Origin of the sequence: Clostridium isatidis, assembly GCF_002285495.1 — a bacterium.
GTDB classification, from domain to species: Bacteria; Bacillota; Clostridia; order Clostridiales; family Clostridiaceae; genus Clostridium; species Clostridium isatidis.
Window position 1 is genome coordinate 1,542,920 of sequence record NZ_CP016786.1, and the last position, 13,082, is coordinate 1,556,001.

Sequence of the window (13,082 nt, forward strand, 5' to 3'; positions counted from 1 at the left end):
TTGAGATAATGATAATCAAAACAATGTTATTTATTATAAACTTACTCTAAAAATTTAATTATTATTTTATATGTACTATTTTTGTTTTCTTCCGTCGTCCTTGTCTTAATATTATCATAAAAAAAACATAGAAGAGTCTCCAACATATGAAGAGCTTTTCTATGTTTAAAATATTTTTCATTTTTTGAAAACGAATTCGAAAACTGAAGATTATTTACAATATTTTTGATAATATCTATTAATTAGTATTTCAGTAAATAAGTGAAGTTTATATCTTCCTTCTGTTGCACTCTTATAATTACCAAGATAAATAACATAATCACATTGTGCAGCCATTTTAAGAGCTGGATTTTGTGTCACAAGAGCAATTTTACTTCCATTTTCTTTAAGAGAGAAAAATAGCTGGGATTTTTGTCTTAAAAAGTTTCCATCCACTGAAAAAATAACTGATAAACTATTTTCATCAACCTCCTTAGCTACTTTTTCTTGATTGCTTTCCTGTGCTACAAATTTTACATACTTCCCTGAATTAAAAAGGTTATATTGAAGATGTTGCATAAAATAACCAGATAAATGAAATCCAAAAAAATATACATCTTCATAGTCATGTATCATATCAATTAATCTATCAACTTCGCCTAGATCAAGTTTATCTATGAATTCTTTTAAAGAAATATTAATAGAGTCTACAAGGGTATTTAAAATTTCCTTATCATTTTTCAAATCAAATTTTATATTTTTTACGTTATCTGATAATATTTCTACTCCAATATTATTTCTTTCTATACATTTGGTCTTAAATTCATTAAAACTACTAAATCCTAATTTTTTAACAAATCTACTTATAGTAGAAGGTGATGTATAACATAAATCTGCTAATTGCAATATAGTTATTTCTTCTATTCCATCTTGTAAGGTTTCTAATATTACTCTAGCTATTGTAGTATATGTACCATCTTCATTTTCAGAATTCACAATAATTTGAAGCTGTTTTATTATATCTTGAACCATTATATCCTCACCCTTCATAACAATACTTGTGATAAAATAAATAAAATATTATAATCCCTTTATTATTATTTTAATATAAATTAATTATAATTTAAATGAATTTATAAAATCTCATTTAATGTATACTCTTTATATTATGGTAAAAGTAGTAATTGTAAAAAAACAACTACTACTTTTACATTATTATTTATTATAGAATATCCACCCTATGTTCATCTTAATAATAATTAAATTCTTATTATACCTTACATCTATCATTTCTATTTCTAATAAGAGAAAAATAGATAAAATGGAAAGGAATATTGATAAATTATAGGAAATACTGCTCTAATATTGTTAAAAGGATAACCTCTGCACCTAAACCTTTTATGTCTTCTCATCCTTCTACCTTTTCAATCATCCCATCTACTGTACTTCCATCCTTAATAACTATAGTTATATGATAATTCATTAAGTTTTTTCATTCATCATATAACTCCTGCAAGTTATCAAAGTCGGCTCTTTCATAATACATTTTTAACACATCCTTTCTATTTATTAGCATAATATTCCCTAAAAAATAGAAAGGACATTATTTAATTAAAATTATTATATTAATAAACTCTTTTACTATAAATTTATTTTTTACTGATAAATTTAAAATATTTTTTATTAGGCTATGTTTTAGTAGTTTGCTGCTAATTAAGTAATCTTACAAATTAAATACTTAATATCAACATTATTTTAAAACAGAGCCTTAGCATTATATTATAAACTCATTAGTCATTTCCTCTAAATTTTTAACTACTTTATTTAATTCTTCTATAGCTTCTTTAACTTCTCCAGTTGAACTTAACTGTGTATTTACAATAGCTGATACTTCTTCTGTTGATGCAGCTGACTCTTCACATATTGCAATTATTCCTTGAATAGAATTAATTGCTTCTTCCTTGCTTTTTTCAACATTATTAATATTATCAATTAACACTTCAACTTCTTTATTCATAAGTTCAAAAGAGTTTTCAATCTTCTCAAATACGTCTTTTGATATATTCATAGCCTCATTTACTTCTTTTAATGTCTCTTCTGATTTTTCCATATTATTTTTGCTATTATTTATTTCATATCTTATTTCATTTATTATTGAGGCTATTCTCCTAGTAGCATTTGCTGTTTGTTCTGAAAGCACCCTTATTTCATCAGCTACAACACCAAAACCTTTCCCAGCTTCACCTGCCCTAGCTGCTTCAATTGCAGCGTTTAATGCTAGTAAATTTGTCTGAGAAGAAATTTCTTCAATTGTATATACTATCTCTTCAATCAATTCTGATTTTTTAGCTAATTCATTCACACTATTATTAGTTTCATTTCCTATTTTAGTATTTGCATCTATCTTTTCCATTAGAGTGTTTATAGATACAATACCTTTTTTATTTTCATTTTTTGATTTTTCAAACTGATTTTTAAAATTATCTGTTATTGATATCATATTTTCTAATATTTTACTTAAATCCAATAGTTTTTGAGAGCTATTGGTAGCCTCTTCAGCTTGTTCTTGAGCTCCTTTTGCTAGTTCTAGTACAGCGTTATTTATTGATGAAGCTGCCTCCACTAACTCATCTGCTGAATTATTTAAATTATAAACATTATTTGAAGTTTCATCTGCACTATTCTTAATATTTAATAGGGTATCAGTTATTATTCTACTTAAATTTAACACAGACCTTCCTATGACTCCCGTTTCATCATCATAATTATTTATAGCTAAAAACCTTTTATCTTCCCTAAAATCAAGCTTTGATATTTTATTAACTAATTCAGTTATAAAAACAATCGGTCCACTTATTTTTTTGCCTATTACTCCAGCAAAAGCTGAAACTGCTACACATACAATTAATGTAATTATTATTGAAAATGCTATACTTGCATTTATTGATTTAAAAATATCTGTTTTACTTGCGGTAATAACTAAAATATTACCATTATGTAATTTTGAATATGCTAAAATATGTCCCTTACCATCTAATTTATAGTTTTCTATTCCCTCTTTACCTGATAAAAGATTTAATCCATTTATTACCTCTTTAACATTCTCCTCTTCATTATGTTCCTCATGAACTAAGAAATTTCCATCTTCGCTTAATAAGAATGCATAGCCATTTTCATAAACACTTAAATCTTTAATAGATTGTGCATAATCATCAAAAAACAAATCAACAGCAACTACTCCAATTAATTGATTTCCTATGTAAATTGGCTTTGTATAGGACATTCTAACACTTTCTGAGCTTGTATCTGTATGAGGATCACTCCATATCCCTTCTTTAACATTTATTGCATTATAATACCATTCCATATCCTCTTTGCCTTCAACAAAATTCTCTTTAACAAATTTATTAATTTTATAAATATCTCCACCAATATTTTTTCTCTCATAAATTAGCTGCTTTGCTTCATTCGTTATTGAAGGATCCAAAACAATTGCAACTCCAAGTAAGTCTTTTTCTTCTTTGATTATATCTTGTATATATGAATCTAATGAATTTAAGTAATTTGATATATACTTATCTTCACTATCAATACTTTTTAAATCTAAAGTATTCTTTACTAATGCTTCAAGATTATTAACAATGTAATCTGTTAAATGTAATGCTTCATTTATATTGGCAGAATAAAGCTTAGCGGTTTGGAATAGATTATTTTCAGCTTCTTTTTCCAAAGCTGATTTACTATTAACAGAACTTCCCGTTATTATTATTGTGGCTGTCATTAGACAGCATGCTACAATAGCAATTATTATTTTGTTAGATATTTTTTTACTCTTTTTTGCCATTACATTCCCCCCTTATTTTCACAATTTAAAAGCATATCATATGACTAACACAAAAATCAATATCTATATATTTACAAATTGACAATATTTTTATTATTTTCTCTATAAATTGTTATTATTCTAATATTCCCCCTTTATTACTTATACTTCCATCATTAAAATATAATAAAATTTACTAGGATTATTAACTTCATTAATATAAAATAATAAATATATTTATTGGGAGGAAAACAAAAAATTATGAAATATGAAATACTAATATTTGATGCTGATGAAACATTATTTGATTTTAGAAAATCAGAAGAATATGCAATTAAAAATACTTTAATTGATTTTAATATAGAATATAAAAGAGAAGAACATCTAACAATATACAGAGACATAAATGATACTTTATGGAGAGAATATGAAAAAGGCAATATAACTCAAAAAGAATTAAAAATTAAAAGATTTAAAATCTTATCAAACACATTAAATATTAAATTTGATGAAAATGAATTTGCAAAAGTATATATAAAATATTTGTCTAACTCTTCTTTTTTATATAAAAACAGCCTGCCTCTTGTAAAAGATCTACACATTGATTATAAACTCCTTATTATTACAAACGGGCTTAGCAATGTTCAAAATAATAGGATAAAAAAATCACCTATAGGCAAATATTTTGAAGATATCATTATTTCTGAAGAAGCAGGTTTTCAAAAACCTAATCCTCAAATCTTTGAATATGCATTAAGAAAATTTAATAAAACAGATAAAGATAAGATTTTAATGATCGGAGATAGTTTAACTTCAGACATTAAAGGTGGAATTAATTTTGGTATAGACACTTGTTGGTTTAATCCTAATAAACTAATTAATGAAACTGGCCTAAATCCTACTTATGAAATTTCTGATATAACCGAAGTTAAAAATATATTAAAAGAAGCTTAGCTCACGCTAAGCTTCTTTTATATTATTGTATTTCAAATTAACTATTTTTTAATGATACACAACTTCTTCTTCCTTTTCTTGTTCTGTTTCTTCTATATCCACTGGTTTTTCAATTACATTAAGCGGTCTCATCATATCATAATCTTCATGCTCCAATATATGACAATGCCATACATAGTTACCTGTACGTTGATTAAAGCGTACAACAATTGATGTTACTTGCTTTCCAAAGGCTTGTGAAATATCTTTTCTACCTTTTTCATAATCCAAAGGCGGAGTTAAGCTTTCAAAATCAAATTTATAATTTCCTTCCGCGTCAAATAAAGCTTCATCAAAGGATTTTCTACCTAGTATTTCAAAATGAACTAAATGAAGATGAATTGGATGAGTAAAATCAAAGTGATTTACTAAATGCCAAATTTCAACATCACCAAATTGCGGAGTTTCAGTAGCAGGATCATGCCATCTTTTATCATTTAGTAAATGCATTACCCTTCCATATTCATCTGTTGTACTATCTAAATGCAAAGTTCTTTGTTTAACTGCTAATAGAGGATTAACTTTTTTATATGGGTATAATTTTCTTGGAATAGAGCTAGTATCTTCATCTTTTAATGGAGCCTTAACTCTAAATTCCATAACAAATTTCATATCTTCTCCTGCATCAATATTAGGAATTAAAGCATCATTTAATAAAGTTATTTTTTTATTTTTATATTTCGAAAAATCTATAATAAAATCTATTCTTTCACCAGGTTCTAAATCAAAACTATCAATTTTAATAGGCTTGTCCAATAATCCTAATTCAGTACCTATTTGAATAAAGCTTCCTCCATTACTTAATTTAAAAGTATAACCTCTAGTATTAGATGCGTTTAACATTATAAATCTATATTTACGTGGCTCAACATCAAAATAAGGCCATAGGTTTCCATTTACTACTATAGTATTTCCAAAGAAAAAGGAAGCTGTTGATGGTTTAGGAAAATCAACTGGTGGTGTAGAATTATCTGGATAAAATAAAGAACCATCTTCATTAAAGGATTTATCTTGAATAATAAGAGGTATTTCATATTTTCCAGATGGTAAATTTAATTTTTTCTCTAATCTATCCCTTAAAAGATACATACCTGCTAATCCAGCATAAACATTTAATCTTGTAATTCCCATAGCATGATCATGATACCACAAAGTTCCTGAATTTTGACTATTTGGGTATTCATAAATTTTACGAGTAAAAGTCGGACCAACTTCCTTATAATTTCTAGTATACCAAGCCTCTGGATGACCATCACTATCATCTTTAACATTAGCCCCATGAAGATGAACTACCGTTCTAACTTCTGGTAACTTTTCAAGACCATGAATACTTTTATCAACAGGCAAAAAGTGTTTATCAGGTAGATTGTTTATCCATTTAACTCTAATTGGGATACCTTTGTATGCTATAATTGTAGGTCCAAGATAACTTCCATTATATCCCCAAACTTTTGTTAAAGGAAATGCCCTATGAAATCTATGCTTTATTTCTTCTGCCGCCATTTTATATAATGCTGGTCTTTTCTTTTCCTTATCATAAGGAATAACTGGTTTTGCAACCTTTGGTATTTTAAGCGGATCAACAAACTTAGGAATAGTTGCTGAATCTGCTGGATTTACTTTAACATTTTTATCATCAACTTGCTCATCAGTTTCCTCTTCAAATTTTCCCATAAATTCTTTTTCTAGTTCTTCTAATTCTTCCAAAATACTTTTTTCTATATTCTTATCTTCTTCCTTAACTTTTTCTTTATTTTTAGCTCTTCTTTTATAGTTATTTTTACTTTTAACTTCATCTTTTACTCCATACTTTTCCATAAGTTTTTTTTCATATTCATCTATATAATCTGTTTCAAGCCCATCAGAAAAATCCTCTTTAGCATTATCTATAATTTTATTTTGAATTATCTTCATAAACTTTTTTTCAAATTCATTGATTAGTTTATTATCGATTTTATCCATTGCTATCTAATCCTCCTTAGTTAGATCATTTTATATTCTTTTGTGTACTATATTTTATGAATTATGTTAACTTTTGTGTATTAATTATGAATTTTTAAGAATAATATTTTCAACAAGATATGATACAAAAATAATATTATTGCAACATTTATAAAACTGCTCATAAATATCCTTCCATATCATTAACTTAATCGGATCCTTTGTATAAATAAAAAGTTTTTTTATAGTTAGTTTATACAAATTATCAGCTTCCTCTCTTGATTTATTAATTTTTGATATTAATACATGTAAATTCTGAGATTTTTTATATTTTCGTAATTCATCTATAACTTTTCTTAATTCATTAACATACTGAAAAATTATTGCTGCAAATTCTTCTGCTTCTTTTTTTATATAAGTTATATTAAACATAAAAATTCTTTCTAAAATGTACTTCATTGAATAAGTAATATTATTAATCGAAAAGGCTAATTGAATAATATCTTCTCTTTCAATAGGTGTAATAAACTCTTTATCTAGTTTAATAAATATATCCTGCTTTTTTTCAGTTACTAATTTTGTGATTTTATTAATATTCTCTATATTTTTCTCTAGCTCCTTAACTTCAAAGTTTTCAAAAGTACTCTTAAGCAAATTCGATGCTTTAATTGAATATTCTATCAATTCAATTAAACTTTGAAAATAATCCTTTTCCTTTTGGATCATGATTTATTAATCTACTCCCCTCATAATTACATCCTTTTAATCTACATATTATAACAGTATGAATTATTTTTATCTTTTACTACTAACTTTCAAAAAAAATAGGATTGTCATCAACAATCCTATTTATCAACTGATTTTTATTTTATATAGAATTAATTCATATTATTTCTTGGTATTATTTTTTTAATAGCTTCAGCCTGTTCTTTAGTTATCACGCCTTCTTTAAGTAATTCCTCTAATATATCTTTATTATGTAAATTATTTTTTTCAATATATTCTTTTCTTTCTTTATCAGACATTCCTTTTAACTTTTTACAGTTTTCTCTTCTTTCTTTATGAGCTTCTTCTAACTTATTTAAAACTTTCTTCTTTTGCTCTTCATTTATTGTATTATTTTTTATTAAATCATCAAGCTTTTGACTTATTTCATCTTTTTTATGGACAAAAATCTTATCGCCCATTCTATCTCTTATTTTTTCTGCCAGCTCTTCTGTAACAATGTTATTTTTAACCAATTCATCAAATAATTTTTCATTTTTCGAATTATTTGTATTACTGTTTTTTGAATTACCTTTTAAATATGTAAGAATTTTATCAGCCTGTTCTTTAGTTATTATTTTTTCATTTATTAATTCATTTAATGTTTCTTCTAATACATCTCCATTTTTTACTTCATTTTCGATATATAAAGAAGCAAATTTTTTAATTTCATAGGCTGAAACTGGCTTTATATTAATGCTAGTCCCTAAAGAAAAGGCTGTTGACATCAGTGTAGCGCTAATTAATGCATAAACTTTTTTATTTCTTATCATCTCATAACCTCCTTCTTACTTTATACTTTCCTAATTCTAATTAATTATGTATATTCAGCAAGAAGGTTTTTTAAAAAATTATTACAAAAAATTTCACCATGAAATAACCTATAAGGCCACATCCAGGGAAAGTAAGTATCCATGTCCAAAGCATTTCGTTAACAACAGACCAATTAACGGAGCTTAATCTCTTAGCAGCCCCTACACCCATAATTGAAGTTGTCTTTGTGTGGGTAGTACTTACAGGTATTCCTGTTATTGAAGAAAAAAGAAGACATCCTGCTGCAGCTAGATCCGCAGAAAAACCTTGATATTGTTTTAATTTAACCATATCCATTCCAACAGCTTTAATAATTTTATATCCTCCAATAGAGGTTCCTAACCCCATAACTAATGAACAAAGAAGCATGAGCCAGGTTGGAATAATAAAACTTTCAACAGATGCTTGTCCGTGTGCTAAAAAGATTCCCAGCATAAATACTCCCATAAACTTTTGACCATCCTGGGCGCCATGCATAAAAGCCATTGCTGATCCTCCAAAAATTTGGGCACTTTTGAAAAATCCGTTAGTTTTTCTTCTATCAAATCCTCGAAAAATATGTTCAACTAATTTTACAGTTATCCAGCCCATAGAAAAGCCTAAAACAGTAGAAAGAAGTAAACCATATATTACTTTAACCCATTCTTCAATATTTATACCTCTAATCCCACCTTGAAGCGCAATAGCCGCCCCTGATAATCCTGCAATTAAGGCATGACTTTCACTTGTAGGAATTCCAAAATACCAGGCAGTTGTTGCCCAAACTACTATTGCAAATAATGCCGCACATAAAGCAACAAGCGCATTATGCGAGTCTCCCCTAAAATCAACCATATTATAGATAGTTTGCGCTACATTAGCATTAATTGAAGTCATAAAAAAAACGCCAACAAAATTAAAAATTGCTGCCATAAATATAGCAGAAGCTGGCTTCATTGCCCTAGTTGAAACACAGGTAGCAATAGCATTGGGAGCATCTGTCCAACCATTAACTAAAATTACACCTAAAGTAAGAAGTACAGTAATTAATAATGGAGGTTTATCTAGCAACTGACTTATAAATTCATCGAAGGAAATAGTCATTTATATCACCTTTCATAATGATTATAATTATATTTACTATCTTCCTCCATAAATAATACCTTAATATTATTAATTTATAATTCAAAATAATCATTTAATATAACCTTAATAAAATAATCTAAAATAATTATAATAAATAATATAGTGATTAATTACACAAGAAAGTGAGTTTGATAGAAATTGAGAGTTTTTATAGCAATAGAATTTCAAGATAAAATAAAAGATTACTTAAAGGAAATTCAAGATCTTACAAAAGCTAAAAGTGAAAAAGGCAATTTTACAATTAAGGATAATTTCCATCTAACCCTTAAATTTATTGGAGAAGTTGATTTAACACTAATTGAAAAGATTAAAGAAGCCATTGATAAAGCCGTAATAGGTCATAATAATTTTAAATTGTATTTTAATAAAATAGGTAAATTTCCTAGAGGAAGCAAGTCAATACTTTGGGTAGGATTAAAAATAGAAAAGGAACTATATTTACTTTATGATAAAATTGAAAATGAACTTGAAAAGATAAATATAAAAAAAGAGGAAAGAAAATTCACTCCCCATATTACCATTGGAAGAGAAGTAGTACTTAAAGAAAACTTTAATAATTTCTTGAAAGAGATTGAACTAAAAAAACTACCAATCTTAGTAGATAAAGTTTCTCTCATGGAAAGTACTAGAGTAAATGGAGAGTTAAAATATATTCCTCTTTATGTGAAAAACTTTAAATAAATTTATTTTATTCTACAATGAAGGTGGTTTCATCCTCCCAGTGATATTGAGGCTTTATTTCCTTAATATCATTAGCAAGTTTAAATAAAGCCACATCTTTTTCCTTACATTCCAACATAATATCTACATCTTTATGGAATTTCTTTAGAATTTCTATAAAAAAAATAAAATCATAGGGATTTATAAAATCTGCATGTTTTCTATCTACTCTTCCTTCTAAATTATCATTTTTGGGTGATGAAAAATGCATTTTAGGAGGAAGAGTTTCATTTCTCCAAGTATTTAATATATCTTCTAACATATCTTCGATATTTTCTCCATTATTATTGCAATTATGATGATGAATATCTAAAACCATCGGTATATTTAAGCTTTTACATAAATCTAAAGTTTCCTTTGCAGTATAAGTTTTATCATCATTCTCTAAAATTAATCTCTCCTTAATTTTTTTAGGAAATTTGTTGAAATTACTTGCAAATCTTTCTAAGGCAGCCTCCTTCCCACCTGTAGCACCTCCCACATGAAGAACCATTTTTCCTTCTTTATAAGCCATATCTTCAAACCATTCTTCTTGTCTTGCTAAGTTAATTAGAGTATTTTCTACTACCTTCGGATTATTACTATTAATAACATTAAATTCATCTGGATGAGTATCTACTCTCATATCTGCATCCTTAATGAGCTTACCTATATATTCAAAATCCTTTTTAAATAATTCCCTGTGCCCCCAATATCCTACATCTGGGTGAGTTACTAGAGGCATTAGGGCAGAAGTTATTCTATAAAAATGTATATTATTTTTAATATTATATCTTAATATTTCTTCTAAAGCTTTTAAATTTGATAACCCCACCACTTGTAATTTTTCTAACTTTTTTTCTTCAGATAATATCTTATTATAATTAGCAAAAGTTACTGTACTAGAACTCGTAATCTTTTTTCCTAATACATTTGAAATTGCCACGTATCCAAGTCTTACTCTCATAACTGTTCTCCTATCTTTTACTTTTATAAAGATAGTATGTCCATCTAATTTAGGAATAAACATGAAAATTTTCTCCACAAATCATTAGTTAAATTTATCAAATGTAATGAAAGTATTGGTTCTTGTAATTTACCTATACTAAGAACTAATAAAGAAAGGAAGCTATAAAAGGACATATCACTTTTATAGCTTCCTTATATAATTACTTATTATAATTAAGCAATGCTTTCATTAACTTTTAATTTTTCTCCAGCTTTTTTTCTATTTGTGAATTCAGCAACTGCAGTAAATAAAACATCAGTGGAAGAATTTATTGCAGTTTCGCAGGAATCTTGTACAACTCCTATTATAAATCCTACTCCAACTACCTGCATAGCAATATCATTTGGTATTCCAAACAAGCTGCATGCTAATGGTATTAATAGTAAAGATCCCCCAGATACTCCTGAAGCTCCACAAGCTGATGCTGTAGCTAATACGCTTAAAATAAATGCTGTTGGTAAATCAACACTAATTCCTAAGGTATTTGCTGCCGCTAAAGCTAAAACCGAAATTGTAATAGATGCCCCAGCCATATTAACAGTCGCTCCTAATGGAATTGATACAGAATAAGTATCCTTATTTAAGCCAAGTCTTTTACATAGTTCCATATTTACAGGAATATTAGCAGCTGAACTACGTGTAAAGAATGCTGTAATTCCACTTTCTCTTAAACATTTTAAAACTAGTGGATATGGATTTTCTTTTAAAAATAAGAATACAATAATTGGATTAATAACTAATGCTAAAAACGCCATAGCTCCAACTAAAACAGCAAGTAATTTTCCGTAACTTGCAAAAGCTTCTAAGCCATTTGTTGCTATTGCATCAAAAACAAGTCCCATAATTCCTAACGGCGCAAAATTAATTACCCATTGCACAATCTTAGATAAGGCATCAGCTACATTGCTTATCATTGTTTTTGATGTTTCACTTGCATTTCTTAAAGCTATTCCAAGCAAAATTGCCCAAGATAATATCCCTATATAATTAGCATTTATTAAAGCATTTACTGGATTATCTACAATATTCATTAATAATGCTTTTATGACTTCTATAATTCCTCCCGGAGCTGTTAGATTTTCTGTTCCAGTTGTTAATGTTAATTTAACTGGAAAAAGAAAACTTGCAGTTACTCCTGATAATCCTCCCATAAATGTTCCAATAATATAAAGTATAACAATTGACTTCATATTTGATTTTTGTCCCTTTTTTTGCTGACAAATAGCGGAAGTTACTAAGAAAAGTACTAGAACTGGCGCAACTGCCTTTAATGCACCAACAAATAAAGAACCAAGAATTACAACAGCCTTTGCCTGTTCAGGAACAGTTATTGCTAGAAGTACTCCAATAATTAAGCCTACTATAATTTTTTTTACTAAGCTAATTTTGTTTAATTTAATAATTAAATCTTTCATTTTTTTGCCCCCTTATTTTTGTCTTACAAATATTATTAGTTCTACATCATTAAATATGTGCCTGCCCCAATTTAACACTTTATTAGGATGATGTATGATTTAAGATAGTTTATCATAAAATCGCGAAAATTGGAATCAGGAATTAAGAATTTATTAAATTTTGTACTATTGTAAAAATTCACCTCTTAGAAAATGTTTACTAATATTAAATTATTAATTATTAAGATTTATATGTATCATTTATTATAAAAAAAGACTGTTGAGAATTCAACTGTCTTTTTTATTAATTTGTAAGACTTCGACTTAGATTACAAATTAAATTACTATCACTAAAACTATCAAGTGGAAAAAACAATCTATAACCTATGCTTTATTCAATAAGCAGATATAAAATAGTAAAATATTATATAAAAAACAAGTTATCTAAAATTTGACATACTTTTTTTTAAAATAATAAGTTTTCAATGTTTTTTTGTACATAATTTATTCACATTTTTGTTTTATAATATTAATTATTAAA

10 protein-coding genes are annotated in these 13,082 nt (G+C 26.9%); 2 read left to right on the forward strand and 8 right to left on the reverse strand.

Annotation, left to right across the window (positions count from 1 at the left end; genetic code table 11):
- Positions 1-210: 210 nt before the first annotated feature.
- Together BEN51_RS07350 and BEN51_RS07355 are read right to left on the reverse strand one after the other, a co-directional pair.
- Positions 211-1,029: a MurR/RpiR family transcriptional regulator gene (locus BEN51_RS07350; protein WP_119865431.1), complete on the reverse strand. Its 819-nt coding sequence runs from the start codon at positions 1,027-1,029 to the stop codon at positions 211-213.
- A gap of 724 nt (positions 1,030-1,753) precedes the next feature.
- A complete protein-coding gene (locus BEN51_RS07355; protein ID WP_119865432.1) occupies positions 1,754-3,823 on the reverse strand; it encodes a methyl-accepting chemotaxis protein in 2,070 nt (689 codons plus the stop codon).
- Positions 3,824-4,063: 240 nt separating this feature from the next.
- On the opposite strand from BEN51_RS07355, the gene BEN51_RS07360 reads away from it, so the two are divergent.
- Positions 4,064-4,756, forward strand: coding sequence for a YjjG family noncanonical pyrimidine nucleotidase (locus BEN51_RS07360; RefSeq protein WP_119865433.1), 693 nt, complete (start codon positions 4,064-4,066; stop codon positions 4,754-4,756).
- Positions 4,757-4,804: 48 nt separating this feature from the next.
- Here the strand turns inward: BEN51_RS07360 and BEN51_RS07365 are convergent, their stop codons facing one another.
- The 4 genes from BEN51_RS07365 to BEN51_RS07380 all read right to left on the reverse strand — a co-directional run bounded on the left by BEN51_RS07365 (position 4,805) and on the right by BEN51_RS07380 (position 9,397).
- The gene (locus tag BEN51_RS07365; protein WP_236906191.1) at positions 4,805-6,757 is read right to left on the reverse strand and encodes a multicopper oxidase family protein; all 1,953 of its coding nucleotides are present in this window, start codon (positions 6,755-6,757) and stop codon (positions 4,805-4,807) included.
- Positions 6,758-6,841: 84 nt separating this feature from the next.
- Positions 6,842-7,462 (reverse strand): DUF47 domain-containing protein, encoded by a 621-nt coding sequence (locus BEN51_RS07370; RefSeq protein ID WP_119865434.1) that lies wholly within the window; start codon positions 7,460-7,462, stop codon positions 6,842-6,844.
- Between the two features lie 152 nt (positions 7,463-7,614).
- The gene (locus BEN51_RS07375) at positions 7,615-8,274 is read right to left on the reverse strand and encodes a hypothetical protein (protein WP_119865435.1); all 660 of its coding nucleotides are present in this window, start codon (positions 8,272-8,274) and stop codon (positions 7,615-7,617) included.
- Between the two features lie 70 nt (positions 8,275-8,344).
- Entirely contained in the window at positions 8,345-9,397 is a 1,053-nt protein-coding gene (locus BEN51_RS07380) for an inorganic phosphate transporter (RefSeq protein ID WP_119865436.1), read from the reverse strand.
- Positions 9,398-9,577: 180 nt separating this feature from the next.
- On the opposite strand from BEN51_RS07380, the gene thpR reads away from it, so the two are divergent.
- Positions 9,578-10,120 carry an RNA 2',3'-cyclic phosphodiesterase gene (thpR, locus tag BEN51_RS07385; protein ID WP_119865437.1) on the forward strand — a complete coding sequence of 181 codons (543 nt, stop codon included), beginning with the start codon at positions 9,578-9,580 and terminating at the stop codon, positions 10,118-10,120.
- A 7-nt stretch (positions 10,121-10,127) separates the two neighbouring features.
- Here thpR and uvsE read toward each other — a convergent pair whose 3' ends face one another.
- Together uvsE and sstT are read right to left on the reverse strand one after the other, a co-directional pair.
- Complete coding sequence (gene uvsE, locus BEN51_RS07390) at positions 10,128-11,105, reverse strand: UV DNA damage repair endonuclease UvsE (protein WP_119866592.1); 978 nt, start codon at positions 11,103-11,105, stop codon at positions 10,128-10,130.
- Positions 11,106-11,320: 215 nt separating this feature from the next.
- Positions 11,321-12,562 (reverse strand): serine/threonine transporter SstT, encoded by a 1,242-nt coding sequence (gene sstT, locus BEN51_RS07395; protein WP_119865438.1) that lies wholly within the window; start codon positions 12,560-12,562, stop codon positions 11,321-11,323.
- Between the last annotated feature and the right edge of the window lie 520 nt (positions 12,563-13,082).